26 protein-coding genes are annotated in these 26,485 nt (G+C 66.8%); 19 read left to right on the top strand and 7 right to left on the bottom strand.

Annotation, left to right across the window (positions count from 1 at the left end):
- Positions 1 to 143: 143 nt before the first annotated feature.
- The 3 genes from QHG62_RS02375 to amaB all read right to left on the bottom strand — a co-directional run bounded on the left by QHG62_RS02375 (position 144) and on the right by amaB (position 3,895).
- A complete protein-coding gene (locus QHG62_RS02375; protein WP_281149229.1) occupies positions 144 to 1,388 on the bottom strand; it encodes a pyridoxal phosphate-dependent aminotransferase in 1,245 nt (414 codons plus the stop codon).
- Positions 1,385 to 2,287, bottom strand: coding sequence for an amino acid ABC transporter substrate-binding protein (locus tag QHG62_RS02370; RefSeq protein WP_281149228.1), 903 nt, complete (start codon positions 2,285 to 2,287; stop codon positions 1,385 to 1,387). The genes QHG62_RS02375 and QHG62_RS02370 overlap by 4 nt, the downstream gene beginning before the upstream one ends.
- 63 nt (positions 2,288 to 2,350) lie before the next feature.
- On the bottom strand, positions 2,351 to 3,895 hold the full coding sequence (amaB, locus tag QHG62_RS02365) for an L-piperidine-6-carboxylate dehydrogenase (protein ID WP_281149227.1): 1,545 nt from the start codon (positions 3,893 to 3,895) through the stop codon (positions 2,351 to 2,353).
- 223 nt (positions 3,896 to 4,118) lie between these two features.
- Here amaB and QHG62_RS02360 point away from each other — a divergent pair, with 223 nt between their 5' ends.
- Positions 4,119 to 4,619: a hypothetical protein gene (locus tag QHG62_RS02360; RefSeq protein ID WP_281149226.1), complete on the top strand. Its 501-nt coding sequence runs from the start codon at positions 4,119 to 4,121 to the stop codon at positions 4,617 to 4,619.
- A 9-nt stretch (positions 4,620 to 4,628) separates the two neighbouring features.
- On the opposite strand, the gene QHG62_RS02355 is transcribed toward QHG62_RS02360, so the two are convergent.
- Positions 4,629 to 5,516, bottom strand: a complete 888-nt coding sequence (locus tag QHG62_RS02355) for an IclR family transcriptional regulator (protein WP_432445573.1) — start codon at positions 5,514 to 5,516, stop codon at positions 4,629 to 4,631.
- Positions 5,517 to 5,691: 175 nt separating this feature from the next.
- On the opposite strand from QHG62_RS02355, the gene QHG62_RS02350 reads away from it, so the two are divergent.
- From QHG62_RS02350 to QHG62_RS02320, 7 genes are read left to right on the top strand one after another with little or no spacing between them, the layout of a single operon-like run.
- Entirely contained in the window at positions 5,692 to 6,762 is a 1,071-nt protein-coding gene (locus tag QHG62_RS02350; protein ID WP_281149225.1) for an ABC transporter ATP-binding protein, read from the top strand.
- On the top strand, positions 6,759 to 7,619 hold the full coding sequence (locus QHG62_RS02345) for an ABC transporter permease (protein ID WP_281149224.1): 861 nt from the start codon (positions 6,759 to 6,761) through the stop codon (positions 7,617 to 7,619). The genes QHG62_RS02350 and QHG62_RS02345 overlap by 4 nt, the downstream gene beginning before the upstream one ends.
- Before the next feature lie 4 nt (positions 7,620 to 7,623).
- Positions 7,624 to 8,418: an ABC transporter permease gene (locus tag QHG62_RS02340; RefSeq protein WP_157611506.1), complete on the top strand. Its 795-nt coding sequence runs from the start codon at positions 7,624 to 7,626 to the stop codon at positions 8,416 to 8,418.
- Positions 8,419 to 8,727, top strand: coding sequence for a (2Fe-2S)-binding protein (locus QHG62_RS02335; RefSeq protein WP_281149223.1), 309 nt, complete (start codon positions 8,419 to 8,421; stop codon positions 8,725 to 8,727).
- Positions 8,724 to 10,145: an NAD(P)/FAD-dependent oxidoreductase gene (locus tag QHG62_RS02330; protein WP_281149222.1), complete on the top strand. Its 1,422-nt coding sequence runs from the start codon at positions 8,724 to 8,726 to the stop codon at positions 10,143 to 10,145. Before QHG62_RS02335 ends, QHG62_RS02330 begins: the two co-directional genes overlap by 4 nt.
- Positions 10,142 to 11,320, top strand: a complete 1,179-nt coding sequence (locus QHG62_RS02325) for an NAD(P)/FAD-dependent oxidoreductase (RefSeq protein ID WP_281149221.1) — start codon at positions 10,142 to 10,144, stop codon at positions 11,318 to 11,320. The genes QHG62_RS02330 and QHG62_RS02325 overlap by 4 nt, the downstream gene beginning before the upstream one ends.
- Positions 11,321 to 11,332: 12 nt before the next feature.
- A complete protein-coding gene (locus QHG62_RS02320; RefSeq protein ID WP_281149220.1) occupies positions 11,333 to 12,409 on the top strand; it encodes an ABC transporter substrate-binding protein in 1,077 nt (358 codons plus the stop codon).
- A 249-nt stretch (positions 12,410 to 12,658) separates the two neighbouring features.
- Here QHG62_RS02320 and QHG62_RS02315 read toward each other — a convergent pair whose 3' ends face one another.
- On the bottom strand, positions 12,659 to 14,287 hold the full coding sequence (locus QHG62_RS02315) for a GMC family oxidoreductase (protein ID WP_281149219.1): 1,629 nt from the start codon (positions 14,285 to 14,287) through the stop codon (positions 12,659 to 12,661).
- Between the two features lie 132 nt (positions 14,288 to 14,419).
- Here QHG62_RS02315 and QHG62_RS02310 point away from each other — a divergent pair, with 132 nt between their 5' ends.
- The 6 genes from QHG62_RS02310 to QHG62_RS02285 all read left to right on the top strand — a co-directional run bounded on the left by QHG62_RS02310 (position 14,420) and on the right by QHG62_RS02285 (position 19,415).
- Entirely contained in the window at positions 14,420 to 15,334 is a 915-nt protein-coding gene (locus tag QHG62_RS02310; RefSeq protein WP_281149218.1) for a LysR family transcriptional regulator, read from the top strand.
- 148 nt (positions 15,335 to 15,482) lie between these two features.
- The gene (locus QHG62_RS02305) at positions 15,483 to 16,649 is read left to right on the top strand and encodes an MlaE family ABC transporter permease (protein WP_281149217.1); all 1,167 of its coding nucleotides are present in this window, start codon (positions 15,483 to 15,485) and stop codon (positions 16,647 to 16,649) included.
- A complete protein-coding gene (locus QHG62_RS02300) occupies positions 16,646 to 17,464 on the top strand; it encodes an ABC transporter ATP-binding protein (protein WP_281149216.1) in 819 nt (272 codons plus the stop codon). The genes QHG62_RS02305 and QHG62_RS02300 overlap by 4 nt, the downstream gene beginning before the upstream one ends.
- 14 nt (positions 17,465 to 17,478) lie before the next feature.
- Positions 17,479 to 18,450: an MlaD family protein gene (locus QHG62_RS02295; RefSeq protein ID WP_281149215.1), complete on the top strand. Its 972-nt coding sequence runs from the start codon at positions 17,479 to 17,481 to the stop codon at positions 18,448 to 18,450.
- A 10-nt stretch (positions 18,451 to 18,460) separates the two neighbouring features.
- The gene (locus QHG62_RS02290) at positions 18,461 to 19,141 is read left to right on the top strand and encodes an ABC-type transport auxiliary lipoprotein family protein (RefSeq protein WP_432445572.1); all 681 of its coding nucleotides are present in this window, start codon (positions 18,461 to 18,463) and stop codon (positions 19,139 to 19,141) included.
- 52 nt (positions 19,142 to 19,193) lie between these two features.
- A complete protein-coding gene (locus tag QHG62_RS02285; RefSeq protein ID WP_281149214.1) occupies positions 19,194 to 19,415 on the top strand; it encodes a hypothetical protein in 222 nt (73 codons plus the stop codon).
- A 6-nt stretch (positions 19,416 to 19,421) separates the two neighbouring features.
- Here QHG62_RS02285 and QHG62_RS02280 read toward each other — a convergent pair whose 3' ends face one another.
- Both QHG62_RS02280 and QHG62_RS02275 read right to left on the bottom strand, forming a co-directional pair.
- Entirely contained in the window at positions 19,422 to 20,180 is a 759-nt protein-coding gene (locus tag QHG62_RS02280; RefSeq protein ID WP_281149213.1) for an SIR2 family NAD-dependent protein deacylase, read from the bottom strand.
- The gene (locus tag QHG62_RS02275; protein WP_281151470.1) at positions 20,177 to 21,040 is read right to left on the bottom strand and encodes an IclR family transcriptional regulator; all 864 of its coding nucleotides are present in this window, start codon (positions 21,038 to 21,040) and stop codon (positions 20,177 to 20,179) included. Before QHG62_RS02275 ends, QHG62_RS02280 begins: the two co-directional genes overlap by 4 nt.
- A 145-nt stretch (positions 21,041 to 21,185) precedes the next feature.
- Between QHG62_RS02275 and QHG62_RS02270 the strand changes: the two genes are divergently transcribed.
- From QHG62_RS02270 to QHG62_RS02250, 5 genes are all read left to right on the top strand, one after another.
- Positions 21,186 to 22,145, top strand: coding sequence for an MBL fold metallo-hydrolase (locus QHG62_RS02270; protein WP_176660650.1), 960 nt, complete (start codon positions 21,186 to 21,188; stop codon positions 22,143 to 22,145).
- A gap of 137 nt (positions 22,146 to 22,282) precedes the next feature.
- On the top strand, positions 22,283 to 23,920 hold the full coding sequence (locus QHG62_RS02265; RefSeq protein ID WP_281149212.1) for an FAD-dependent oxidoreductase: 1,638 nt from the start codon (positions 22,283 to 22,285) through the stop codon (positions 23,918 to 23,920).
- 8 nt (positions 23,921 to 23,928) lie between these two features.
- Positions 23,929 to 24,129: a DUF2783 domain-containing protein gene (locus QHG62_RS02260; RefSeq protein ID WP_281149211.1), complete on the top strand. Its 201-nt coding sequence runs from the start codon at positions 23,929 to 23,931 to the stop codon at positions 24,127 to 24,129.
- Between the two features lie 41 nt (positions 24,130 to 24,170).
- The gene (gene hmgA, locus QHG62_RS02255; protein ID WP_281149210.1) at positions 24,171 to 25,493 is read left to right on the top strand and encodes a homogentisate 1,2-dioxygenase; all 1,323 of its coding nucleotides are present in this window, start codon (positions 24,171 to 24,173) and stop codon (positions 25,491 to 25,493) included.
- 8 nt (positions 25,494 to 25,501) lie between these two features.
- Complete coding sequence (locus tag QHG62_RS02250) at positions 25,502 to 26,479, top strand: Bug family tripartite tricarboxylate transporter substrate binding protein (RefSeq protein WP_281151469.1); 978 nt, start codon at positions 25,502 to 25,504, stop codon at positions 26,477 to 26,479.
- Positions 26,480 to 26,485 lie beyond the last annotated feature (6 nt).

Genomic DNA, 26,485 nt, shown 5'->3' with positions numbered 1-26,485 from the left:
CCAATGCAATGAAGGTCTTGGTATCTACTCCTTCCCCCTCCGGGGGAAGGTTGGGATGGGGGCAAGCGGCGCCGGCCAAGCCGACAGCGATTGATACGCCGCTTGCCCCACCCCTGCCCTCCCCCGGAAGGAAAGGGAGAAATTCATGTGAGAGCTTCGCATGCCGCCACGATGCGCGTGCACGCCTCTTCGAGTTGCGCCATCGAAGTGGCATACGAAATGCGGAAGTACGGCGCCAGCCCGAACACGCTGCCCGGCACCATCGCCACTTCAAAATCCTGCAGCAAGTAGCTGCAGAAGTCGCTGTCGGTCAGCAGCAGCATGCCGTTCGCCGTGCGCCGGCCAAGCACACCGGCACAGCTCGCAAAAGTATAGAAGGCGCCTTCGGGCACGCGGCAATGCAGGCCAGGCGCGCGGTTCAATGCCGCCACCACGAAGTCGCGCCGCGCCTGGAAGTCGCGCTGCCGTTCGGCCACGATGTGCTGTGGCCCGGTGAGCGCCTCGATGGCGGCGGCCTGGCTCACCGACGAGGGACACGATGTCGACTGGCTCTGCACCACCGCCATGGCCGCGATCAGCGCGCGCGGGCCCGCTCCGTAGCCGACGCGCCAGCCCGTCATCGCATAGGCCTTCGACACGCCATTGACGGTGAGCGTGCGTTCGCGCAGCCGCGGCTCCACGGCCACCGGCGTTGCAAATGCAAGGCCGTCGTAGAGGATGTGCTCGTAGATATCGTCGGCCAGCACCCACACCTGCGGATACCGCAGCAGCACCTCGCACAGCGGCGCGAGCTGCGCCGCGCTGTAGGCCGCGCCGCTCGGGTTCGACGGCGAGTTCAGAAACAGCCAGCGCGTGCGCGGCGTGATGGCCGCCTCGAGCTGCGCGGCATCCAGCCTGAAGCCGTTGGCCTCGCCGCACGGCACACTCACCGGCACGCCGCCGCAGATCTGCACGATGTCCGCGTAAGAGGTCCAGTAGGGCGCGGGCAGGACCACCTCGTCGCCCGGGTTCAGGCTGGCCATCAACGCATTGAAGATGACCTGCTTGGCGCCCGCTCCGACGCTGATTTCATCCAGCGCAAAGTCCAGTCCGTTGTCGCGCTTGAACTTGAACTGCACCGCGGCTTTCATGGCGGGGCTGCCGTCGAGCACGGTGTAGCGCGTGTCGCCGCGCTCCATGGCGCGGGCTGCGGCGGCGCGAATGTGCTCGGGCGTATCGAAGTCCGGCTCGCCCGCGCCCAGCACAATCACCGGCCGGCCCGCGCGCTTGAGCGCGTTGGCGTGGTCGGTAATGCGCAAGATTTCCGACACGCCGATGGCCCGTACGCGCTGCGCGGGCTCGAACGCCGAAGACGAAGAAAGCGGCGGGGCAAGCACGGTGGAAGTCACTTCGCGTAGGCCTCCAGCGGCTTGTCGTTGGGTTCCGCAATCAGCTGCTTCAGCGCCGTGCTCATCGGGAGGTTCAGGCTGGTGTTCTTTGGCGGAATCGGCGCGACGAACCACTTGGTGTAGATCTTCTCGAGCTCGCCGCTCTTCATGAGCTTTCGCAGCGAATCGTCCACGGCGGCCTTGAAGGCCGCATCGTCCTTGCGGAACAACAGCGCGATCGGCTCCGAGCCCAGCGCCTCGCCTGTGATGCGATAGGCCGCGGGGTTCTTCGAGTTCGCGATGATCCCGGCGAGCAGGTTGTCGTCGAGCACGAAGGCATCGGCGCGGCCCGACTCCATCAGCAGGAAGCTCTCGAGGTGGTCCTTGCCGAGCATCGTGTTGACGGTGATGTTCTGTGCGCGCTCACGCTTGCGCAGCAACTGCACGGCGGTGGTGCCGGTGGAGGCCGACACGGTGCGGCCGGCCAGCTGTTCGAGCGACGTGATGCCCGAATCGATCTTGGTCGCCATGCGCACTTCGCTCACATACGTGGTGAGCGCAAAAGCCACCTGCTGCTGGCGCGCGGTGTTGTTGGTGGTGGGGCCGCAGCCGATGTCCAGCGTGCCGTTCTGCACCAGCGGAATGGTGTTCTGTGCGGTTACGGCCATGTATTCGAGCTTGGCCGAGGGCGCGATGTCCTTCAGCACGCGCTCGCAGAGCTCGACGTGATAGCCCACGTATTTATCGTTCGCGCCCAGCATGTAGGCCATGGGCGGCGAAGCCTCGCGCACGCCGAGCACGGCCTTGCCGCTGCTCTTGATCTTGTCGAGCGTGCCGCCGGCGGGGGCCTGCTGCGCCGAAGCGCCGAATGCGAGCGCAAGCAGCGCTGCGGTGGTGAGTGTCTTGAAACGCATCTTCATGTTCTCTGTCTCCTGGTAATTTTTATTCGGGGCTGCGCGGCAAGAACAGCGGCCTTGGTTGGATCAATCCCCGATATCGAAGGTCACGCCCTGCGCAAGCGGCAATGCCGTCGAATAGTTGATGGTGTTCGTCGCCCGGCGCATGTACGCCTTCCAGCTGTCGGAGCCGGCTTCGCGACCGCCACCGGTTTCTTTCTCGCCACCGAAGGCACCGCCGATCTCGGCACCGCTCGGGCCGATGTTGACGTTGGCAATGCCGCAATCGGAGCCTGCGCTCGACAGGAAGCGCTCGGCCTCACGCACGTTGAGCGTGAAGATCGACGACGAGAGGCCCGCACCCACCGCGTTGTGCCATTCGATGGCCTCGTCGAGCTCGCTGTAGCGCACCACATAGAGGATGGGTGCGAAGGTTTCGCGCAGCACCGGGCCTTCGTGCGACTTCAGCTCCACCAATGCCGGGCGCACGTAGTAGGCGTCCTTGGTGCCGATGCCGTCGACGCGCTCGCCGCCATGCACCGTGGCGCCGATCTCGCGGCTTTCTCCCAGCGCCTTCTGCATGCCGTCGAATGCGGCGCGGTCGATCAGCGGCCCGACCAGCGTGCCCGCCTCGCGCGGATCGCCCACACGCACATTGCCGTACACCTTGGCGAGCTTGGGCACCAGCGCGTCGTACACGCTGTCGTGCACGAAGAGCCGGCGCAGCGTGGTGCAGCGCTGGCCAGCCGTACCCATGGCCGAGAACGCAATGGCGCGAAGCGTAAGGTCCAGGTCGGCCGATGGCGTGACGATGGCGGCGTTGTTGCCGCCGAGTTCAAGAATGGCCCGCGCAAAACGCGCGGCCAGCTTCGGTCCCACCTGCTTGCCCATCGCGGTGGAGCCGGTGGCCGAGAGAATCGGCACGCGGTGATCGTCCACCAGCACTTCGCCGATGTCGCGCTGGCCCAGCAGCAGGCCGAGCAGGCCTTCGGGCGCGTCTTCGCCGAAGCGCGCAACGGCACGCTGCGCGATGGCATGCGTGGCCAGCGCGGTGAGCGGGGTTTTTTCGGACGGCTTCCACACCACCGGATCGCCGCACACCAGCGCCAGCGCCGCATTCCACGACCACACGGCCACCGGGAAGTTGAAGGCCGAGATCACGCCGCACACGCCCAGCGGATGCCAGGTTTCCATCATGCGGTGCTCGGCGCGTTCGGTGGCAAGCGTCAGGCCATAGAGCTGGCGCGAGAGGCCGACCGCGAAGTCGCAGATGTCGATCATTTCCTGCACTTCGCCCGCGCCTTCGGTCGGAATCTTGCCGGCCTCGAGCGTGACCAGGCGACCAAGGTCGGCCTTGGCGGCGCGCAGTTCTTCCCCCAGCAAGCGCACCAGCTCGCCGCGGCGCGGTGCCGGCACGCTGCGCCAGGCCTTGAAGGCCTCATGCGCCTGGCCGATGGCGGCGGTCGCTTCGGCGCGGCTGGTTTGCGGCACCTGTGCAATCACCTCGCCTGTCACCGGCGAGCGCACCGTCAGCTCGCCGCCGGTGTAGGCGCTGCGGGGCACGCCCAGGCGCTGCAGCAGCTGTTCGATTTCGGCGGCAAGGGAGACAACAGGGGCTTGGGCTTCGGACATGGGCGCACTCCGGAAAGGAGGAGGAGGAGGAGAGAAAAGAAAACGGCAAGACGGGACCGGCGCAATATCTTCCAATCCCGCGCACTTGCCTAGTGAAAAAAAGGAAGGACCTGATGCGTTTGCCGAATGAACCTGGCATGCGCCCGGTGCGGGACGGGCTTCGCGCCTACGCGCGAAGCGCTTGCTGCCACCGAAGATCGCGCATCCCACTTTCCGTCGAGCCATGAAAGCGATCCTCACCCTGTACGCTGCGATCCATGCGCTGATGGCGCTCGCATTTGCCGCCGCGTCGCTCGTTCTTGTCGTGATCGCGGCGCGGGCTGGCTGGGGAGCAGTGATGCAGGGGCTCGACCTGCCCGCCGCCGAGGCAATCATCGAAGCGGTAGGCCTGCTGGCAGCCGGCGTGGTGGCGCTGCAGATCTCCCAGACCGTGCTCGAAGAAGAAGTGGTGCGCGACGCACACATCGGCGCGCCGACGCGTGTGCGCCGCTTCCTGTCCAGGTTCATGGTCGTCATCGTGGTTGCGGTTGCGGTCGAAGGACTGGTCGCGACCTTCAAGGCGCGTGAAGCACCGGAGCTGATGCTGTACGCCGCCGCAATGCTGGGCTCGGTCGGCCTGCTCATGGCAGGCTGGGGCATCTTCATACGCCTGAACCGCTACGCCGAAGAACTGGAGCCCGAGGCGATGGAAGAGGCCAAGCGCGAAGACATCAAGCTGAAATGAACGCGGCGCCTATCGTGGCTCCGGCGCGTCCGGCAAGGGAATCTTCTGCCCTGCCGGCGACCCGGCCAGGCTCTGCGCGGGCCTTCTGAGCGTTGCATCGAAGGGGTTGATCTTCGGCCCGATGGCCGCGGCCTCGCGCTTGAGCAGTTCGACCACGGTGGGCATGCGGTCGGCGTTGAGCCGGTCCGCGATCGTGCCCACGCTCAGCGCGGCCACCGCGCGGCCCTCGCGATCGAGAATGGGCACCGCCACGCCGGCCATGCCTTCGAGCAGGCCCGTGTTGCGCCCCGCATAACCGGCTTGGCGCACGCGCTCGATCTCGGTGCGCAGATAGACCTCGTCGTACACGCCGTACTCACGCACACGCGAGAGGTTGAAGCGAATCACCTCCTCGCGCTCGGCCTCCGGCAGAAACGCCAGGATGGCAAGCGCGCCCTGCCCCACGCCCAGCGCAATGCGCCCGCCGATGTCGCCCGTGAACGAACGAATGGGAAACGGCCCTTCGCTGCGGTCGAGGCACACCGCGTCGAAGCCGCTGCGCGCCAGCAAGAAGATGCTGTCGCCAAGGCTCGCGCACAGGCGCAGCAGCACCGGACGGCATATGGAACGCAGGTCACCGGGGTTACCGGCACTGGCCGCGAGCGCGAAGAAATCGATGCTCAAGCGGTAGAGCTTGCTGCGCTCGTCCTGCTCGACCATGCCCTCTGCCATGAGCGACTGCAGCAGGCGGTGCGTGGTCGCCTGCGTGAGGCCCACCGAACGTGCAATTTGCGTCACGCGGCCGCCTTCGGCCTGCACCGCACCCAGCGCGCGAAGCACTGAAAACACGCGCGGAATGCCGCCGCTTGCAGCTGCAGGGCTTTCGATGGCTTCTTTGGTGGAATTCTTGGCGTCCATTCTTTGAATCATATTCCGTCCAACGGAATAAATCAGAGAAATATTCTGATTAATGGAATACCCGAGGCGAGTTGGCGCAGTCGTTGCAATAGAGTGAATTGAAAGTTCTCTCTTGTCCATGGCGCGCACCAAGGTGCGGCGCGCCGCTCACGACACCGCGCAGAAAGGCTCTTCCATGTCATTCCTACGGCTCACCGACGTGACCAAGTTCTACGGAGCCACGCGCGCCGTGTCGGCGATGAACCTTGCGGTGGAAAAGGGAGAGTTCGTCTCGCTGCTCGGCCCTTCGGGCTGCGGCAAGACCACCACGCTGCAGATGATTGCGGGCTTCGAGGCGGTGTCGAGCGGGCGTGTCGAACTGGCCGGCAAGGACATCACGCACGCCAAGGCCAACACCCGGGGCCTGGGCATCGTGTTCCAGACCTACGCCCTGTTTCCGCACATGACCGTGGCCGACAACGTGAGCTTCGGCCTCGAGATGCGCAAGATGCCGAAGACCGAGCGCGCTGAACGAGTGAAGCAGGCGCTTGCACTCGTTCACCTCGAAGCGCATGCCACGCGCTACCCGCGTGAGCTCTCGGGCGGGCAGCGCCAGCGCGTCGCACTGGCGCGCGCATTGGTCATCGAGCCGCCGGTGTTGCTGCTCGACGAACCTCTGTCCAACCTTGACGCCAAGCTGCGCGAAGAAATGCAGTTCGAGCTGCGCCAGATCCAGCGCAAGGTGGGTACCACCACGGTAATGGTCACGCATGACCAGAGCGAGGCCATGTCCATCAGCGACCGCGTGGTGGTGATGGAAGGCGGCTGCGCCACGCAGATCGACCATCCGCACCGCGTGTACGAGCATCCGAGCACTCGCTTCATCTCCACCTTCGTGGGCAAGGCCAACCTGCTGGAGGCCCGCGTCACGGCCTGCGGCGCGCGCAGTTGCCAAGTCGAGGTCGGCTCGCTCACCGTCGAGGTCGAAGACACCGGCTACAAATCGGGCGACAGAGTGCTGATGAGCGTGCGCCCCGAAAAACTGCAGCTGGTGGAAGCCGGCCGCGGCCGCCTCGCCGGCACGGTGCAGGAGCGCTTCTTTCTGGGCAGCCAGTGGCTCTATCGCCTGGGCACGCCCGCCGGCGACCTGATGGTGCTGAGCCCAAACGACGGCCGCGAAGCGCTGGACGAAGGCAGCCCGGTCGGCATCGACTGGCCCGCGCATTGCACGCGCCTGTTGCCGGCCGAAGAGGCGGTGGCGGCATGAGCGGTTCCACTCGCAAGGCCACGCCCTGGTGGCTCTCGGCACCCGCGCTGCTGCTCTTCGCGGCCTTGCTGGTGGTGCCGCTCGTGCTCACGGCGGTGCTGTCTTTCAATGTGTACGACCCCGCCACCGGGCCGAAGGCGGGCGAGTTCACGTTCGAGCACTACACGCAGGTGTTCACCGACTCGTACTACCACGGCATCTTCTGGCGCACCTTCTGGATCTCGGGCCTCGTCACGCTAATCTGTGTGCTCATCGGCGCCCCTGAAGCCTATGTGCTGAGCCGCATGCGCAACCCGTGGCGGTCGATCCTGCTGCTGGTGGTGCTGGCGCCGCTGCTGGTTTCGGTGGTGGTGCGCGCTTTCGGCTGGAGCATGCTGCTCGGGCCCGAAGGCGCCGTGAATGCGCTGCTGGGGGTTGTGGGCATCGGGCCGGTGAAGATGCTCTACACAGAAGTTGCGGTGGTCGTGGCGCTGGTCCACGTGATGCTGCCGTTCATGGTGATTCCGGTGTGGACGTCTCTGCAGAAGCTCGATGCGGGCGTGGAGAACGCCGCGCTTTCGCTCAGGGCCTCGCACTTCACCACGCTGCGGCGCATTGTGCTGCCGCAGGTGATGCCGGGCATTCTCTCGGGCAGCCTGATCGTGTTCGGCCTGGCCGCAAGCTCGTTTGCGATACCGGGCCTGCTCGGCGGTCGCCGCCTGAAGATGGTTGCCACGGTCGTCTACGACGAATACCTGCACGAGCTCAACTGGCCGCTCGGCGCCGCCGTTGCACTGGTTCTGCTGGCGGCCAACCTCATCGTGATGCTGAGCTACAACCGCCTGGTAGAAGGCCGCTACAAGAAAGCGTTGGGCTGACCCGATGAGCAAGAACGGCCCTCTCGCCCTCGCGTTCAACGCGCTGGTCATCACATTCATGCTGGCGCCGCTGGTGGTGGTGTGCATCGTCGCGTTCACGCCCGAGAACACCTTGACCATTCCGACCACGCACTTCTCGCTGCGCTGGTTCAAGGCGGTATTCGCGCACCCGGACTTCATGCAGTCGTTCTGGAACAGCCTGTGGCTTGCGCTGGCTTCGGCCACCATTGCCACGCTGCTCGCGGTACCGGCGGGCATGGCGATCACGCGCTATGCGTTTCCGGGGCGCGACTTCCTCAACGGCCTCTTTCTCTCGCCGCTGATCATTCCGCACCTGGTGCTCGGCGTGGCGCTGCTGCGGCTGTTCGCACTGGTGGGCGGCACCGGCAGCTTCGGCTGGCTGGTGATGGCGCATGCGCTGATCGTCACGCCCTATACGCTGCGCCTGGTGGTGGCCGCGCTCGTGGGTTTCGACCGAAGCGCCGAGCAAGCTGCGCTGTCGCTGGGCGCGAGCCAGGCCACGGTGTTCCGGCGCATCACGCTGCCGATGATCCTGCCCGGGGTGACGGGCGGCTGGCTGCTGTCCTTCATCAACAGCTTCGACGAAGTGACGATGTCGATCTTTGTCACGTCGCCCAGCACGGTCACGCTGCCGGTGCGCATGTACATGTATGCCACCGAGTCGATCGATCCGCTGATGGCGGCGGTGTCGGCGCTGATGGTGGCGGTGACGGCCGTCGCGATGGTGGTGCTCGACCGCGTCTACGGCCTGGACCGCGTGCTGGTGGGGCGCCGATAGATGAGCTTGCCGACCGTTATTCAACCGCTGCTGCATCGCGTGGCCGAAACCGGCCGCGCCGCAGTGAACTTCACGCTCGACGGCCAGCCCGCCTCCGCACTTGCGGGCGACACCGTGCTCACTGCTGTGCTCACGCAAGCCGCGCAACTGCGCCGCAACGAGTTCAGCGACGAACCGCGTGCGGGCTTCTGCATGATGGGCGCCTGCCAGGACTGCTGGATTGCCACCGAGCATGGCGAGCGCCTGCGCGCCTGCTCCACCTTCATTGCGCCGGGGATGGCGCTGGTCACGGGAAGGAGCGGCGCATGACTGCTGCTTCTTCTTCCGCGTTGCAGCCGGTGATCGTCGGCGCGGGGCCGGCGGGCGTACGCGCCGCGGAGGCACTGGTGGCGCATGGGCTTCGGCCCGTGGTGATCGACGAGGCGTCGCGTGCCGGCGGCCAGATCTACCGGCGCCCGCCTGCAAGCCTGGCGGAACGCAGCGCGAACGTGCTCTACGGTTTCGAGGCCCGCCGTGCCGATGCAGTGCACACCGCTTTCGACGCCTTGCGCGAACGCATCGACTACCGGCCCGACAGCCTGGTGTGGAACGCGCAAGGCGGCCGGCTCGACGTGCTGCACGGCCCCACGCGCAGCACCTCCAGCGTGCCCTACGGCCAATTGATCGTCGCCACGGGCGCCACCGATCGCGTGCTGCCGGTCCCTGGCTGGACGCTGCCCGGCGTCTACACACTCGGCGGCGCGCAGGTGGCGCTCAAGTTCCAGGGCTGCGCCATCGGGCAGCGCGTGGTGTTCATGGGCACCGGTCCGCTGCTGTATCTCGTCGCCTATCAGTACGCAAAGGCCGGAGCGAAGGTCGCTGCGGTTCTCGACACCTCGCGGTTCGCGGACCAGCTTGCCGCCACCCCCGCGATGCTGCGGCAACCGGCGGTGTTCGCCAAAGGCGTGTACTACGTCGCGTGGCTGCGCGCACACGGCGTGGCGCTGCATGGCGGCGTGCGGCCGCTGCGCGTGCTCGGCGATGTCGCCGAAAGCCGCGTGGCCGGTGTGGCATGGCATGACGGACGCGAAGAACACACGCTGGCCTGCGATGCCGTCGGCTTCGGCTATGCGCTGCGTTCCGAAACGCAGTTGGCCGACCTGCTGGGCTGCCGCTTCGAATTTGCCCCGCTGCACCGTGCGCACCTGCCGGTGCGCGACGCGGCCGGCCGCTCCAGCGTGAGGGGCGTGTACCTTGCCGGCGATGGCGCCGGCATCATGGGTGCCGATGCGGCCGAATGGGCCGGCGAACGCGCCGCGCTTGCGCTGCTCGCCGACAGCGGCGTGGCCGTAGACACCGCGCGCGCCGCAATGCTCGAAGGCAAGCTGCACAAGCTCGGCGCCTTCCGCCAGGGGCTGGAGCGCGCCTTTCCGGTGCCGCACGACTGGGCCGCGCACGCGCCCGACGAGCTGGTGGTCTGCCGCTGCGAGAACATCACGGCAGGGACGCTGCGCCGAACCGTTGCCGAGCAAGGCGCCGACGAAATGAACCGGCTCAAGGCGCTCTCGCGCGTGGGCATGGGCCGCTGCCAGGGCCGCATGTGCGGCGTGGCGGCGGCCGAGATTCTTGCGCACGCCACCGGGCAGCCGGTGCAGCAGGTCGGCCGGCTGCGCGGGCAGGCGCCGATCAAGCCGATTCCGATTCACCTGGCCACCACGGCGCCTTCGACCGAAGGAGCCGGCGCATGACCGGACGCAAGACATTGCGCACCGACGTCGCCATCGTCGGCGGCGGCATCGTGGGTGCATCCGCCGCGCTGGCCTTGCGAAAGATGGGCATTGGCGTGGTGGTGCTGGAGCGCGATTTGTGCGGCTCGCGCTCCAGCGGCGTGAACTACGGCGGCGTGCGGCGCCAGGGCCGGCCGGTGAGCCAGCTGCCGCTGGCGCAGCGTGCACACCGCATCTGGGGCAACCTGCGCGAAACCATCGGCACCGACGGCGAGTACCTGCGTTCGGGTCACTTCAAGATCGCGCGCAGCGAAGCCGACATGGCATCGCTGGAACAGTACCGCACGAAGAGCCGCGACTTCGACCTGGGGCTCGAACTGATCTCGGCGGCCCGCCTGCGCGAGCGCTGCCCCTGGCTCGGCACACGTGCCGTGGGCGGATCGCTGTGTGCCGAAGACGGGCAGGCCAATCCGCGGCTGGTGTCGCCGGCCTTCGCGCTCGCAGCGCAGCGCGCGGGCGCGCAGATCTTCGAGCGCCACAAGGTCGACGAAGTGATGCACGACGGCAAGGGCTTCCTGCTGCGTTCGGGCAACGCGCTTGAAGTGCATGCGCCGGCGCTGCTCAATTGCGCGGGCGCATGGTCCGGCCCCATTGCCGAATATTTCGGCGAGGCCGTTCCCCTGCGCTCGAGCCACCCGGTCATGGCGGTGACCGAACCGGTGCCGCACTTCATGGACTGGAGCCTCGGCGTCGAAGGCGGCGGCATCTACTGCCGGCAGGTGGCGCGCGGCAACCTGGTGCTCGGCGGTGGCAGGGGCTTTGCGCTCGATGCCGATCGCGCGCGCGCAGATCGCGACGCCATCGCCACGCTCGCGGCGCAAGCCGTCGAACTGCTGCCCACGCTGCGGCATGCGCATTTCATCCGCACCTGGAGCGGCACCGAAGGCAACCTGCCTGACCACCAGCCGGTGCTCGGGCCAAGCCGCACCACGCCCGGGCTGTTCCACGGCTTCGGCTTTTCAGGCGCGGGTTTCCAGATCGGCCCCGCAGCCGGCGAAGTGCTGGCCGAACTCGTGCGCGACGGACGCAGCAGCACGCCGATCGAGAGCTTCTCGATCGAACGCTTCTTTGCGGCCGCGGCAAACGAAGAAGCACCAACGACAGCAGACAAGACCACCACCCCCACCCCACCCTGAAAGGAAAACACCATGTCCCGTTTTCAGAAGAAGCCCTTCTTTTTCTCCCTTCGCCGGAGCTTGCTTGGTGCGGCGGCGGTTGCCGCGCTCGCGGCCGGCGGCACAGCCGGCGCGCAGACCAAGACGCTCTACATCGGCATGAACGGCGGCACCATGGAGAAGGCATACACGCAGTACGTGTTCCCCGCGTTCGAAAAGCTCTACGGCGCCAAGGTGGTGGTGGTGCCGGGCACTTCGTCCGACATCCTCGCCAAGGCGCAGGCCAACAAGGACCGCCCGCAGATGCATGTGATGTTCCTGGACGACGGCATCATGGTGCGCGCCATCGGCATGGGCCTGTGCCAGAAGCAGCGCCCCAATCCGTCTCTGGCCGAGATCTACCCGGCCGCGCGTTTCAAGGACGACATGGCCAGCGGCGTGAGCCTGGGCATGACGGGCCTGGCCTACAACGCCAAGATGTTTAAGGACAAGGGCTGGGCGGCGCCCACCTCGTGGATGGACCTGGCCGACCCCAAGTACAAGGGCAAGGTAGTCTTCCAATCGATGTCGTCATCGTCCTTCGGTCTGCACGGCTTCTTGATGTTCAACCGCATCCAGGGCGGTAACGACAAGAACGTGGAGCCGGGCTTCAAGGCCTGGCCCACCACCATCGGCCCGAACGTGCTCGAGTACATCCCGAGTTCGGCCAAGTTGTCGGAAATGGTGCAGACCGGCGAAGCCGCGATCTTTCCGCTGACGCCCACGGCCGTGGCCGCGCTCAAGACCAAGGGCATTCCGGTGGAGTACGCGCCACCGAAGGAAGGCGCGGTGGTGCTGATGGTGGGCCAGTGCGTGATTGCCAACAACAGCGAGCCCGAGCTGTCGCAAAAGCTTGCCGAGTTCCTGTTGAGCCCGCTGGCTCAGGCCAACGTATTGCAGTACGGCGCGCAGATTCCCACCAACCCCAAGGCACCTGCTGTCGGCGACGGTGTGCAGCAGGTGGCGGACATCAACAAGTGGATGAAGACTGCGGTCACCATTGACTGGGACAGCATCAATGCGAACCGGCCTGCGTGGAATGCGCGTTGGAACAAGACTATCGAGAAGTGATTGATGCGTACGTGTCGCGCCCTGAGGTTCAGGGCGCGCACCCGCCGACGGGCGCGTTGCACAGAGCCGTGGTTGATCAGCGGAACACCAGCAGCGTGCCCAGGTGCACAGGGCATCGGGTGCTCCCCGCAGCGAAATAAAGGAGGAGCCGAAGGCGGGGGACATTCGCGGAGGGGAGTACCCGGTGGCCTTTGCACGCCGCCCTGAACAGCAGCGCCTCCAAACAGCAACAGGCCCCGAACAAACGCCTCAGTGATTCGCTTCCAGAATCCACCCCACAGCCTTCTCGGCCATCATCAATGTCGGGCTGTTCGTATTGCCACTGGTGATCGTAGGCATCGCGCCTGCGTCGACCACTCGCAGCCCCTGCACGCCACGCACCCGCAGCTTCGAGTCAAGCACCGCCATCGGGTCGCCGTCGGCGCCCATCTTGGTTGTGCCCACCGGATGGAAGATAGTGGTTGCGATGTCGCCGGCGAGGCGCGCCAGGTCTTCGTCGCTCTGGTACTGAACGCCCGGCTTCCATTCCTCCGGCTTGTACTTGGCAAGCGCAGGCTGCGATGCAATGCGGCGTGTCACGCGCAGCGAATCGGCCGCCACCTTGCGGTCTTCATCGGTGCTCAGGTAGTTGGGCGCAATGGCCGGCGCCTCCTCAAAGCGCGGGCTCTTGATGCGCACCGTGCCGCGGCTCGTGGGGTTGAGGTTGCACACGCTCGCCGTAAAGGCCGGAAAGCTGTGCAGCGGCTCGCCGAATGCGTCGAGCGACAACGGCTGCACGTGGTATTCGAGATTGGGCCACTCATGCTCGGGCGAACTGCGCGTGAATGCGCCGAGTTGCGACGGCGCCATGCTCATCGGCCCGGTGCGCTTCATCAGGTATTCGAGGCCGATTTTTGCCTTGCCGTACATCGACGACGCCAGCACGTTGAGCGTGGGCGCGCCATTGATCTTGTAGACCGCGCGAATCTGCAAGTGGTCTTGCAGATTCGCGCCGACGCCCGGTGCATCGACCACCACATCGATACCATGCTGGCGCAGCAAATCGGCCGGGCCGATGCCCGAAAGCTGCAGGATCTGCGGCGAGCCGATGCTGCCGGCGCACAGCACCACCTCGCGCGTGGCATGCGCGGTGATCATCTCGTGGCCGTCCCACACCTGCACGCCGGTGCAGCGCTGGCTGCCGTCGGGCTGCGCTTCGATGATCAGCTTGGTGACGTGCGCATTGACCCACATCTCGAAGTTGGGCCGGCCGTAGCACACAGGCCGCAAGAAGGCCTTCGCCGTGTTCCAGCGCCAGCCGTTCTTCTGGTTGACCTGGAAATAGCCGACGCCTTCGTTGCTGCCGCGGTTGAAGTCGGTGCTGTGCGGCACGCCGGCTTGCACGGCGGCTTCGGCAAAGGCGTCGAGGATGTCCCAGCGCAGGCGCTGCTTCTCCACCCGCCATTCGCCGCCAGCGCCGTGCAGTTCGTCGGCGCCGAGGTAGTAGTCCTCGTGCTTCTTGAAGTCGGGCAGCACGTTCTGCCACTTCCAGTCGTCGTCGCCCGTGAGCTGCGCCCATTGGTCATAGTCGCGCGACTGGCCGCGCATGTAGATCATGCCGTTGATGCTGGAGCAGCCGCCCAGCGTCTTGCCGCGCGGGTAGCGCAGCGTGCGACCGTTGAGGCCCGCATCGGGCTCGGTGCTGTAGAGCCAGTCGGTGCGCGGATTGCCGATGCAATACAGGTAGCCCACGGGAATGTGGATCCAGTGGTAGTCGTCCTTGCGGCCGGCTTCGATCAGCAGCGTGCGCTGTTGCGATTTGCGGGTCAGCCGGTTGCACATCAGCGCGCCGGCCGTGCCGCCGCCGATGACGATGTAGTCGAATGTGTTGTCGCTCATGGCGCCTGCTTGTCTCCGGAACGATATTTTTAATGCTCATGGGCCTTGCGCGGGCCTCTTGGGCAAGTTTCGCCCAAGCCCCGTAGAAAAAGCCAATGATTTCGATGCAGGTAGCTTATAAATCGTTCTTATATGAGCGCCACCGCATTGGACCTCCAGATCTTGCGTGCCTTTGTGCTTGCGGCGCGTGAAGGCAGCGTTTCCCGCGCGGCCGAGCGGCTGCACTTGACGCAGCCGGCGGTGAGCCTGCAATTGAAGCGACTGGCCGAAGAGACCGGGCTCCAGCTGTTCACGCGCACGCCGCATGGGCTGGCGCTCACTGCCGACGGCGCCGCGTTGCTGCCGCAGGCCGAACGCGTGCTTTCCGCTGTTGGCGACCTGCAGCAGGCCGCTCGCAACCTGCAAGGCACGGTGCGAGGGGCGCTGCGCATTGGCACCATCCTCGATCCGGAGTTCACCCGGCTTGGCATGTTCCTGCGCGAACTCGTCGAGTCCGCGCCGCAAATCGAGACCGAGCTGCGCCACGGCATGAGCGGCACGGTGCTGGCGCAGGTGTTGCGCGGCGAACTCGACGTGGGTTTTCACCTCGATGCCGATGAGGAGGATGGCGACGATGCAGCCGCACCGGCTCCGCTGGCGGCGCGCACGCTCACGCGCTTCACGTACCGCGTGGTTGCACCCGCAGGCTGGGGGCCGCAGGTGCTGGGCCGCGACTGGAAAGCGCTGGCAGCGTTGCCGTGGCTCGCCACGCCGCCGGAGTCCGCGCACCACAGGCTGCTCAATAAAGTGTTCGGCCCGCTCGGGCTTTCGCCGCGGCGCGTGGCGCTGGTCGACCAAGAGGCCTCGATGCTCGACCTGCTGAAGTCGGGCGTAGGGCTCAGCCTCTTGCGCGACTCCATCGCCATTCGCGAGAGCCAGTCGCACGGCCTTGTCATGGCAGACCGCGTGCAGCTGGGCTGCGCGCTGCGCTTCGTCTCGCTGGCATCGCGGCGTAACGAACCCGTGATTGCAAGCGCCTGGAACGCGCTGGCACGGGCATGGAACTGACCGAAAAGCGGGCGTGGATGGGTCTTCGAACGGCGTGCCGCCCTACGCAAAGCACCGGCGCCGCGTACGGGAAAAGCCGATTCATCCGGTTACGATGCGCCCTTTACGACCGCTTCTTTTTTCTTACTTCGCCCTGCCCCGCCGCACCATGTCCATAGCAACTTCGCCTGCCGACGCATCCGCCGCCGACAGCGTGTTGCCGCGCCTCGAGCAGCGCGAACAGGACGGCCGCACATGGACCGTGGCCAGTGGCCGCTGGACGACGCTGGCCATGTCGTCGCGCGCCGCGTGGCAGGCCATCGAGAAAGACCTGGCAGGCGCTCCGCCATCGGACGACCGCGCCTGGGACCTGCGGCCCATCGAGCAGCTCGACCACATCGGCGCGCAGCTGCTTTGGGAACACTGGCGCCACGACTGGCCGGCCACGCTCGAGATGTCGCCGCAGCACAAGGCGGTGCTCGACCAGGTAGCCCAGTACACGGTCGGAACGCCCGAAGAGCCGCCGCCCACGCTCGCCGAGCGGCTCCGGCATTTTTCGCACACGGGACCGCGCGCGCTGCAAGTGGTGCGCGACTTCGTGGGGCTCATCGGTCAGCTTGCGCTCGACGCCTGCACGCTTGCCCGTGCGCCGCACCGTGCGCCGTGGCGCGATTTTTCAGGCCATCTGTACCAGTTCGGCGCCACTGCGCTGCACATCACGGCACTGGTGGGCCTGCTGATCGGCGTGGTGCTGGCCTACCTGATCTCGCAGCAGCTGCGCCAATACGGCGCCGAAGCTTTCGTGGTCAACATCCTCGGGCTGTCGCTGATCCGAGAACTCGGGCCGGTGCTGGCCGCGGTTCTGATCGCGGGGCGCTCCGGCTCGGCCATCACGGCGCAGATCGGCGTGATGCGCGTGACCGAAGAGCTCGACGCCATGCGCGTGATGGGCATTCCGCACGGCTTCAGGCTGGTGATGCCGCGCGTGATGGCGCTTGCCATCGCAATGCCGCTGATCAGCCTCTGGACGTCGATGGCGGCACTTGCGGGCGGCATGCTCGCCGCCGATGCGGCGCTCGACATTTCGCCCGCCTACTTTCTCTCGGCGTTGCCGCGCGCCGTGCCCATTGCCAACCTGTGGCTCGCGCTGGCGAAGTCCGCGGTGTTCGGCATTTTGATTGCGCTGATCGGCTGCTACTTCGGCATGAAGGTGAAACCCAACACCGAGAGCCTGGGGCGCGGCACGACCTCGTCGGTGGTGACCTCGATCACCGCGGTGATCCTGGTCGATGCGCTGTTCGCGGTGCTGTTCAAGGGAATCGGGTTCAGGGCATGAGCGATTCAAACAGCGTGGTCGACATCAGCAAGCTCTGGACGGTGTTCAAGAATGCCGAGGGCGAGCACGTGGTTCATCGCGATCTCGACCTGCACATCGGCCGCGGCGAAGTGCTGTCGCTGGTGGGCGGATCGGGCACCGGCAAGACCGTGCTGCTGCGGCAGATCCTCGGACTCGAGAAACCGTCGAAGGGCTCGGTCGAGGTACTCGGCCAGGCGCCTGGCGAACTCAGCGCCAAGGGCGCGGCCAACGTGGGCATGCTGTTTCAGCACGGTGCGCTGTTCTCGGCCTTCAGCGTGCTCGAGAACATTGCCTTTCCGCTGCGCGAACTCAAGCTGCTGCCCGACGAGCTGATCCGCAACGCGGCACTGGTCAAGCTGCAGATGGTGGGCTTGCAGCCGCGGCACGCCAACATGAGCCCGGCCGATTTGTCGGGCGGCATGATCAAGCGCGTGGCGCTGGCGCGCGCGCTCATCATGGACCCGCCGCTGCTGCTGCTCGACGAACCCACGGCCGGCCTCGATCCCGAGGCGTCGGACAGTTTCTGCGACCTGCTGCGCGGCCTGCACCGCGAACTGGGCCTGACGGTGGTCATGGTCACGCACGACCTGGACACGCTGTTCGACCTGAGCACCCGCATTGCCGTGCTGGCCGACCACAAGGTCATCGTCAGCGGTTCGGCGCGCGAAGTCATCGCGTACCCGCATCCGTTCATCCACGAATATTTTCTGGGAGGGCGCGGCCAGCGCGCCTTGGAGGCCCTGCATGACAAACCCTCCAACGCTGCGCCGCCGCTTGCCGGCGCAGCCCACTGAAAGGTAGCCACACCATGGAAAACAAAGCCCATGCCCTCGCCGCCGGCGCCTTCGTGCTCGGCCTCATTGCCGTGCTCGTGGGGCTGGTGGTCTGGTTCACGCGCGACAACACCGTGCGCAACATCTACGAGCTTTCCACGCGCGACCCGGTCAGCGGCCTGCAGCCGCAGGCCATGGTGCGCTACCGGGGCATCGCGGTCGGCAAGGTGACCTCGATCGACTTCGACCCCAAGACCAAGGGCAATGTGCGCGTGCGCATCACGGTCGACCAGCGCGTGCCGCTCACCACGTCGAGCTTTGCCACGCTCAGCTACCAGGGCGTGACCGGCCTGGCCTTCATCGCGCTGGACGACAAGGGCGAATCGAACGTGGTGCTGGCGCCCAACAACGACGACCCGCCGCGCATTCCGCTCAAGCCCTCGATGCTCGCGCAGCTGCAGGACCGCGGCGAAGCCATCATCAACCAGGTCGACGAGGCGACCAAGCGCGCCAACCAGCTGCTCGGCGACGGCAACCAGAAGCGGGTGGCCGACGCGCTGGAGAACATTGCGGCGGCATCGGCCAGCGCCAACACGCTGCTGAAGCAACTGGACAACACGGTGAAGACCGGCCTGAACCCGACGCTCGCTGCGCTGCCCGGCACGCTGTCTTCGGTGAAGACGGCCGCCGGCGACGTTTCACGCGTGGCCAACAATTTCAACACCACGGTGAACCGCCTCAATGCGCCCGAAGGCCCGATCGAACGCCTGGGCGATGGCACCAAGGCACTGGCGCAGGCGGTCGATTCGTTCAACTCGGCCACGCTGCCGCGCGTGAACCGGGTGGCCGACGACACCTCGCGCGCGGTGCGCCGGCTCGGCCGCGCGGCCGACGGCATCAACGACAACCCGCAGTCGCTGCTGTTCGGCAACGGCGGCACCGCCGCGGGCCCGGGCGAGCCCGGCTTCTCCGCGCCGCCCGCCACCAACTCCCTGGGACGCCCCTGAAGTGATCACCATGAAGAAGAACGCCATGCAACCCCGTCGCTCCCTTCGTCCTGGTCTTGGTTTGGGAACCGTTCTTGCGCTGTTGCTGCTTGCCGGCTGCGGTGCGCTCCCTGACAAGCCCGCGCGTTCGACGCTTTACGATTTCGGGCCCGGCATTGCCGTGCCGGCGGCCGCGGCCACTCCGCCCGCCGCCGCGCTGCCCACGCTGGCGCTGGCCGAAATCGAGAGCAACATGCGGCTCGACGGCACACAGATTCTTTACCGGCTCGGCTATGCGGATGCCAACGAGCTGCGCCCCTACGGCCAGTCGCGCTGGAGCCTGCCGCCGGCACAGCTGCTGCGCCAGCGGCTGCGCGATGCACTTTCCGAACGGCGCACGGTGCTCGGCCCCGAAGAAAGCGCAACCATCGCGCGCACCGAAGGCCGCGTGCCCGACACGCTGCGCATTTCGCTCGACGAGTTCAGCCACTACTTCGAATCGGCGGGCAGCAGCGTCGGCCTCGTCCGCCTGCGCGCCACGCTGATCCGCGGCACTACGGGGGGCGACCGCGTGCTCGGCCAGCGCACCTTCACCGTTCGGCGCCCGGCACCTAGCGTCGATGCGCCCGGCGGCGTGAAGGCACTGGCCGCGGCCACCGACGCCGCAGTGGCCGATGTCGTGCAGTGGGTGGACCAGCTGCCTCGGCAGTAAGCTCTACATCGGCTCGACGCCGCCCAACCAACAATCCCGAGGAGACCTCACCATGAACCCCACACGCATCGCCGGCATCCTGCTCATCGTGGCCGGCATCGCGGGCCTCGGGCTCGGCGGCTTCAGCTTCACCAAGGAAACGCACCAGGCCAAGCTCGGCCCGCTGGAGTTTTCCGTGAAGGAGAAGCAGCAGGTCAACTTCCCGGCCTGGGCAAGCGTGGCCGCGATCGTCGTGGGCGGGGCGCTGGTGCTGTTCGGCGGCAAGAAGAGCTGATTGCCCCTAGGGCGGCGAGCCGCCGAGCCCCGCCAGGAGTTGCGGCAGCAGCACCTCCGACGGGCCGCGCAGCACCACCTCCGCCGCATCGTCCAGATGCGGCAACGGCTCCATGTTCAGCGTGATCAGCTTGCTGCCGTGCGCCGCCGCCATCTGCGGCAGCTCGGCGGCCGGATAGACGATGGCCGTGCTGCCGACCACCATGAACACGTCCGACTCCTGCGCGGCCGCCTGCGCATCGAGCAGCACGCCCTGGTTCAGCATCTCCCCGAACATCACCACGTCCGGCCGGGCGCGCGAGGCGCAGCGCATGCAGCGGTGAAAGGGCCATGGGCCCTGGCGGTTGCCGCAGTGGTCGCAACGCCACCGGCGCAGCGAGCCGTGCAGTTCGAGCACATCGAGCCCGCCGGCCAGCGTCAGCAGCCCGTCGACGTTCTGCGTGATGAGGCGCGTGGCAGGCCGCAGGCGCTGAAGCAGCGCAAGCGCGGTATGCCCCGGATTCGGCTGCGCGTTCTCTACCGCAGAAAGCCGGCGTGACCAGAAACGCGTGAAGCCCGCCGGGTCGCGCTGCAGGTCTTCGGCATGCGAGTACTGCAGCGCGTTCTGGTTCATCCAGAGTCCGTCGCTGTCGCGGTAGGTCGGAATGCCGGAGGCCTTTGAAAGGCCGGCGCCGGAGAACACGACGATGCGCCGAGCGGCGCCCAGCAGGGCAATGGCAGATTCGATCGGGGGCGTGGAAGACGAAGCAGTGATGTCCGGGCTCATGGATCCAGATGTGCGGAAGCGTTTCTTCCGGCCGACGTTGCGCCCAGGCGCTCGGAGACCGTGCCCGCGCAGGCCTTGAGCGCGCGTGCGATTTCGCCGTCCCAGGCGGTGTCGAAGATGGCGGCCGGGCCGATGGCCGTGACCGACAGCACGATGGTGCCCGTGTGGTCGAACACCGGCGCCGCCATGGCGCTGACGCCTTCGATCACCTCGCCTTCCGATCGGCTGATGCCGTGCACGCGCACTTCCTGCAGTTGGCGCTCGAATTCGCTCCACGACGGCAGGGGCGGCTGCGGCGGCATGCCGGCCGACGGCGGCTGCTCGCCCGCCTTGCGCTGCTTTTGCCGCTGGCGCTCGGCGTCGAGCAATTGCTTGACCGTTTCGGCCTCCAGGTAGGCGGCGAAGACGCGGCCGGAGGCCGTGTTGGTGAGCGAGAACACCGTGCCGTGCCGCATGTTCACATGCACCGGCGAGGGCGATTCGGCCGTGCGCACGATGGTCGCACCCCGCGCGCCCCATACCGCCAGCGCCACCGTGTGGCCGATGCGCTGTGCCACCCCTGCGATGAGCGGCGTCGCGATGTGCACCGGGTCGGCCTGCTGCAGGCTGATGAGCCCCAGTTGCAAGGCCAGCGGGCCGAGCAGATAGTGGCCGCTGGCGCGGTCCTGCTCAATCAGGCCCAGCCGCCCGAAGCTCACCATGTACGGATGGGCCTTGGCGGGGGTCATGTCGGCTTCCCGCGCCAGGTCTTTCAGTGCCATCGGCCGGCCGTGGTGCACCAGCGCGCGCAGCAGCTGGCCGCCCACCTCGATGCTCTGGATGCCGCGCTGGGCGGCGCGGTCGGTCTCGTTGGCTGCCATGGCCGCCCTGGCGTCTGATTGTTCGTTCATGAAGAAGGGATTAGACATTAACTGATCTCGGGCTTACACTTCAGAAATTCGTTATCCGCAAATTCGTTTGCTTTAGACGAATCAAATTTTCGATCCAAACCGACGGAGACACACGATGAGCCAAGCCAAGAAGTTCGCCAGCCAGGCCGACATGGAAGAAAAGAAGATCACCTTCAGCCAGATCTCGGAGCACGCCTGGGCCTACACGGCCGAGGGCGACCCCAACACCGGCATCGTGATTGGCGACGACTGCGTGCTGGTGGCCGACACCCAGGCCACGCCCGCCATGGCGGCCGACGTGGTGCGCCGCATCCGCGAGGTGACGGACAAGCCCATCAAGTACGTGGTGCTGACGCACTATCACGCGGTGCGCGTGCTGGGCGCGGCCGGCTACGGGGCCGAGCACATCCTGGCCAGCCAGGACACGCGCGACCTGATCGTGGAGCGCGGCGAGGCCGACAAGGCCAGCGAGATCGGCCGCTTTCCGCGCCTGTTCCAGAACGTGGAGACGGTGCCCCCGGGGCTGACGTGGCCCACCATGACCTTCACCGGCAAGATGACGCTGTGGCTCGGCAAGCTCGAGGTGCAGCTGATCCAGCTGGGCCGCGGCCACACCAAGGGCGACACGGTCGTGTGGCTGCCCGAGGAACGCACGCTGCTGTCGGGCGACCTGGTCGAGTTTGGCGCTACGCCCTATGCGGGCGACGCCTACTTCCAGGACTGGCCGCAAACGCTCGACAACATTGCCGCATTGAAGCCCGCGGCACTGGTGCCGGGCCGCGGCGCCGCGCTCACCACGCCGGCCGAAGTGGCCGAGGGCCTGACCGGCACGCGCAACTTCATCTCCGACGTGTATGCGAGCGTGCAAGAGGGCGTGAAGGCCGGGCGCGACCTGAACACGGTCTACAAGGACACCTACGCCAAGCTCAAGCCCAAGTACAGCCAGTGGGTGATCTTCGATCACTGCATGCCGTTCGACGTGAGCCGCGCGTACGACGAAGCCTCGGGCCATGCCGATCCGCGCGTGTGGACGGCCGAGCGGGACATCGAGATGTGGAAGGCGCTGGAAGGCTGACCCCGCATCGCTCCCTCGCCCTCCGGGGGAGGGTTGGGGTGGGGGCACGCAGAGCGCCAGTTTCGAGCGCTGCCGAGCCCCCATCCCAGCCTTCCCCCAGCGGGGGAAGGAGCAAGACACAAGGCACGGAGACAAACGTGATCGACTATCAAAGCCTGCGCTTCGACTACAAGCGCCACGCCGACCAGGACGCGGCCACGCCCGCCCCCCACCCGGTGGTCGTCGTCGGCGCCGGCCCCGTCGGCCTCACGCTCGCCATCGACCTGGCGCTGCGCGAGATTCCCGTGGTGCTGCTCGACAACGACAACACCCTTTCGAGCGGCTCGCGCGCCATCTGCTTTGCCAAGCGCACGCTCGAGGTGTTCGACCGCCTGGGCTGCGGCGACCGCATGGTCGGCAAGGGCGTGTCGTGGCACGTGGGCAGGGTGTTCTTCCACGACGAGCAGGTCTACAGCTTCGACCTGCTGCCCGAACACGGCCACGAGCGCCCGGCCTTCATCAATCTGCAGCAGTACTACGTCGAGGGCTACCTCGTCGAACGCGCCGCGACACTCCCGCTGATCGACCTGCGCTGGAACAACAAGGTCACAGGCATCGAGCAGAACGACGGCGGCGCCGTTCTCACCGTGGAAACGCCCGAAGGCGACTACAAGCTGCAAGCCGGCTACGTTGCCGCCTGCGACGGCTCGCGCTCCAACCTGCGCCAGATGCTGGGCCTCGAAGCCAAGGGCCGCACCTTCCGAGACCGCTTCCTGATTGCGGACATCACGATGGATGCGCAACTGCCCACGGAGCGGCGCTTCTGGTTCGACCCTTCGTTCCATCCCGGCCAGAGCGTGCTTCTGCACAAGCAGGCCGACGGCATGTGGCGCGTCGACTTCCAGCTTGGCTGGGACGCCGACCCGGTGGAGGAGCGCAAGCCCGAGAACATCACGCCGCGCGTGCGCGCACTGCTCGACAGCATCGGCTTCGAAGGCGTGCAGTTCACCATCGGCTGGGCCAGCGTCTACACCTTTGCGTGCCAACGCATGGAGCGCTTTCGCCATGGCCGTGTGCTGTTCGCGGGCGACTCGGCACACGGCGTGTCGCCCTTCGGCGCGCGCGGCGCCAACTCGGGCGTGCAGGACGCGGACAACCTTGCATGGAAGCTCGCGGCCGTGCTCCAGGGCGACGCACCCGATGCGCTGCTCGACAGCTACGCGAGCGAGCGCGAATTCGCGGCCGACGAAAACATCCGCAACTCCACGCGGGCGACCGACTTCATCACGCCCAAGAGCGAAGTGAGCCGCCTGTTCCGCGACGCGGTACTGGAGCTCACCAAGCGCCACGCCTTTGCGCGCACGCTGGTCAACAGCGGGCGGCTCTCGGTGCCGGCGGTGCTGCGCGATTCGCCGCTCAACACGCCCGACACCGATGCCTTCGCCGGTGCGATGGTGCCCGGTGCGGCGGCAGCCGATGCACCGGTCGTGCGGGCCGACGGCAGCAGCGGCTGGCTGCTGCGCGAATGCCACGTGGCGCAGTTCACGGCGCTGGTTTTCGGCACCGGCGAAGCGGCCGAGCGCAGCCTGCAGGCGTTGAAGGCATCCGACTTTCCGCTGCACGTCGTGTGCGTGAAGGCCGCTACCACCGAAGGCGAACTCGCCATGCAACGCTACGACGCGCTACCCGGCACCGTCTACCTGCTGCGGCCCGACCAGCACGTGTGCGCGCGCTGGAGGCAGCCCACGGCGGGGAACATCCGCGCGGCCATCGACCGCGCATTGGCAAAGGGATGACCAGCACCATGCAACCACATCTGGTCACCACGCCCAACCTCGAAGCGCCTGACGATTTCTACGAGGCGCTGATCGAGGCCCACCAGGGGCTTTCCACTGAAGAGAGCCATGCCTTCAACGCGCGGCTCGTGCTGGTGCTGGCCAACCACGTCGGCTCGCTGGCCGTGCTGCGCGAGGCTTTCGAGGCCGCGCGCAGCAGCAGCAACTGAACACGCGTGTCAACTTCATCGCGATTCCGGAAGAGAGAACCATGACGAATCCATCCACCGACACCCAACCCGATGCCGAGCGGCGCTACCAGAGCGGCTTCGGCAACGAGTACGCCTCCGAGGCCGTTGCCGGCGCCCTGCCCCAGGGCCGCAACAACCCGCAGCGCGCGCCCTTCGACCTTTACACCGAGCTGCTTTCGGGCACAGCCTTTACCGCGCCGCGCCATGAAAACCGCCGCACCTGGCTCTACCGCCGCCAGCCTTCGGTCGTGTCAGGCCGCTACCAGCCCTATACGCAGGCGCAATGGACCACGGGCGCCGACCGCGAGATTGCACTGCCGCCCGAGCCCCTGCGCTGGCACCCGATGCCGCTCGACGGCGCGGCCGACGTGGACTTTGTCGACGGCATGCACACCATTGCGGCCAATGGCGATGCCGAGTCGCAGGTCGGCATCGGCTCGCTCATGTACCTTGCGGGCCGCTCGATGGAGAAGCGTGCCTTCGTCAACGCCGACGGCGAAATGCTTGTTGTGCCGCAGCAGGGCCGCCTGGTCATTACCACCGAGCTCGGCGTGCTCGACGTGAAGCCCGGCGAAACAGCGGTGCTGCCTCGCGGCATGGTGTTCAAGGTGGCATTGCCCGACGGAATATCGCGCGGCTATGTCTGCGAGAACTACGGTGCGCATTTCCGCCTGCCCGAGCTGGGCCCCATCGGCTCCAACGGCCTTGCCAATGCGCGCGACTTCCAGGCGCCCGTGGCCGCCTTCGAGGAAGACGGCGGCGCCTACGAGCTGGTGAAGAAATTCGGCGGCCGTTTCTGGAAGGCGCCAACGAAGCAGTCTCCCTTCAACGTGGTTGCATGGCACGGCAACCTGGCGCCGGTGAAGTACGACACGGCCAACTTCATGGTCATCGGCTCCATCAGCTTCGATCACCCCGACCCATCGATCTTCACCGTGCTGACCTCGCCGAGCGACACGCCCGGCACCGCGAACTGCGATTTCGTGATCTTCCCGCCGCGCTGGATGGTGATGGAAAACACCTTCCGTCCGCCATGGTTCCACCGCAACCTGATGAGCGAGTTCATGGGCCTGGTGCTCGGCGAATACGACGCCAAGCCGGGCGGCTTCAAGCCCGGCGGCGCGAGCCTGCACAACTGCATGGTGCCGCACGGACCCGACGAAGAAGCCTTCGACAAGGCCACGCACACCGATCTGAAGCCGCACAAGCTCGACAACACGCTGGCCTTCATGTTCGAGAGCCGCTTGCGCTTCATTCCGACGAACTTCGCGCTGCAGAGCCCTGCGCTGGACACGGACTACGCCGATTGCTGGGCCGGCCTCAAGGACCAATTCAAGCCATGAAGATGAACATGAAGAGCGCTTTCGCCCTTGGCCGCCGTGCGGCGGCTGTCGCACTGCTCGCAGCGCCGCTCCTGCTGGCGCACGCGGCAGACTTTCCCTCGAAACCGATCAGGTTCATCGTGCCCTACAGCCCCGGCGGCACCACCGATCTGGTGGCGCGCACGGTGGGCCAGAAGGTGTCGGAGAAACTGGGCCAGCCGGTGCTGATCGACAACCGCGCTGGCGCCGGCGGCAACATCGGAATGGATGCAGTGGCCAAGGCCGCGCCCGACGGCTACACCATCGGCTTCGGCGCCATCTCGACCAATGCGCTCAACCCGCACATCTACAAATCGATGGCCTTCGATCCGCGCACGGACTTCGCGGCGATCAGCCTGCTCGGCACCTCGACCATCGTGCTCGAAGTGCCCGCAGCATCGGCCATCAAGTCGGTGCCCGACCTGATCGCAGCCGCGAAGAAGAACCCCGGCCTGCCCTACGCCACCGCGGGCGCCGGCACCTCGATGAACCTGGCCGGCGTGATGTTCGCGCAGATGACGGGCACCGACCTCGTGCACGTCGCCTACAAGGGCAGCGGCCCGGCCATCACCGACATGCTGGGCAACAACATCGGCGTGATGTTCGACAACTTGCCGGCGTCGCTGCCGCACATCCAGGCCGGCAAGCTGCGCGCGCTGGCCGTGGCCGGCCCCGTGCGCTCGCCCTCGCTGCCCGACGTGCCGACGATGGCCGAAGCCGGGCTCAACGGCTATGCGCTCGATCCGTGGTTCGGCGTGTACGGCCCTGCGAAGCTGCCGGCACCGATCGTGAAGGCGCTGAACGAAGCCTTCGTCGAAGCGCTGGCAATGCCCAACGTGAAGGCCAAGCTGCAGCAGGCCGGTTTTTCGCCGCGCGGCTCGACGGCGCAGGAGCTGACGACGCTGACCGAAGCCGAATACAAGCGCCTTGGGGAAGTGGCCAAGAAGGCCGGCATGACCGCAGATTGAACCGAA

Source organism: Variovorax paradoxus (genome assembly GCF_029919115.1).
GTDB lineage: Bacteria > Pseudomonadota > Gammaproteobacteria > Burkholderiales > Burkholderiaceae_C > Variovorax > Variovorax paradoxus_O.
Note: the sequence above shows the minus strand (reverse complement) of the source record. Positions and strands in the feature narration are given on the sequence as shown.

Bases quoted from the DNA above. Each gene is read 5' to 3' on its own strand.
- QHG62_RS02370 (WP_281149228.1), bottom strand. From the start codon at position 2,287: ATGAAGATGCGTTTCAAGACACTCACCACCGCAGCGCTGCTTGCGCTC.
- amaB (WP_281149227.1), bottom strand. From the start codon at position 3,895: ATGTCCGAAGCCCAAGCCCCTGTTGTCTCCCTTGCCGCCGAAATCGAA.
- QHG62_RS02360 (WP_281149226.1), top strand. From the start codon at position 4,119: ATGAAAGCGATCCTCACCCTGTACGCTGCGATCCATGCGCTGATGGCG.
- QHG62_RS02355 (WP_432445573.1), bottom strand. From the start codon at position 5,516: ATGGACGCCAAGAATTCCACCAAAGAAGCCATCGAAAGCCCTGCAGCT.
- QHG62_RS02350 (WP_281149225.1), top strand. From the start codon at position 5,692: ATGTCATTCCTACGGCTCACCGACGTGACCAAGTTCTACGGAGCCACG.
- QHG62_RS02345 (WP_281149224.1), top strand. From the start codon at position 6,759: ATGAGCGGTTCCACTCGCAAGGCCACGCCCTGGTGGCTCTCGGCACCC.
- QHG62_RS02340 (WP_157611506.1), top strand. From the start codon at position 7,624: ATGAGCAAGAACGGCCCTCTCGCCCTCGCGTTCAACGCGCTGGTCATC.
- QHG62_RS02335 (WP_281149223.1), top strand. From the start codon at position 8,419: ATGAGCTTGCCGACCGTTATTCAACCGCTGCTGCATCGCGTGGCCGAA.
- QHG62_RS02330 (WP_281149222.1), top strand. From the start codon at position 8,724: ATGACTGCTGCTTCTTCTTCCGCGTTGCAGCCGGTGATCGTCGGCGCG.
- QHG62_RS02325 (WP_281149221.1), top strand. From the start codon at position 10,142: ATGACCGGACGCAAGACATTGCGCACCGACGTCGCCATCGTCGGCGGC.
- QHG62_RS02320 (WP_281149220.1), top strand. From the start codon at position 11,333: ATGTCCCGTTTTCAGAAGAAGCCCTTCTTTTTCTCCCTTCGCCGGAGC.
- QHG62_RS02315 (WP_281149219.1), bottom strand. From the start codon at position 14,287: ATGAGCGACAACACATTCGACTACATCGTCATCGGCGGCGGCACGGCC.
- QHG62_RS02310 (WP_281149218.1), top strand. From the start codon at position 14,420: ATGAGCGCCACCGCATTGGACCTCCAGATCTTGCGTGCCTTTGTGCTT.
- QHG62_RS02305 (WP_281149217.1), top strand. From the start codon at position 15,483: ATGTCCATAGCAACTTCGCCTGCCGACGCATCCGCCGCCGACAGCGTG.
- QHG62_RS02300 (WP_281149216.1), top strand. From the start codon at position 16,646: ATGAGCGATTCAAACAGCGTGGTCGACATCAGCAAGCTCTGGACGGTG.
- QHG62_RS02295 (WP_281149215.1), top strand. From the start codon at position 17,479: ATGGAAAACAAAGCCCATGCCCTCGCCGCCGGCGCCTTCGTGCTCGGC.
- QHG62_RS02290 (WP_432445572.1), top strand. From the start codon at position 18,461: ATGAAGAAGAACGCCATGCAACCCCGTCGCTCCCTTCGTCCTGGTCTT.
- QHG62_RS02285 (WP_281149214.1), top strand. From the start codon at position 19,194: ATGAACCCCACACGCATCGCCGGCATCCTGCTCATCGTGGCCGGCATC.
- QHG62_RS02280 (WP_281149213.1), bottom strand. From the start codon at position 20,180: ATGAGCCCGGACATCACTGCTTCGTCTTCCACGCCCCCGATCGAATCT.
- QHG62_RS02275 (WP_281151470.1), bottom strand. From the start codon at position 21,040: ATGGCAGCCAACGAGACCGACCGCGCCGCCCAGCGCGGCATCCAGAGC.
- QHG62_RS02270 (WP_176660650.1), top strand. From the start codon at position 21,186: ATGAGCCAAGCCAAGAAGTTCGCCAGCCAGGCCGACATGGAAGAAAAG.
- QHG62_RS02260 (WP_281149211.1), top strand. From the start codon at position 23,929: ATGCAACCACATCTGGTCACCACGCCCAACCTCGAAGCGCCTGACGAT.
- hmgA (WP_281149210.1), top strand. From the start codon at position 24,171: ATGACGAATCCATCCACCGACACCCAACCCGATGCCGAGCGGCGCTAC.
- QHG62_RS02250 (WP_281151469.1), top strand. From the start codon at position 25,502: ATGAAGAGCGCTTTCGCCCTTGGCCGCCGTGCGGCGGCTGTCGCACTG.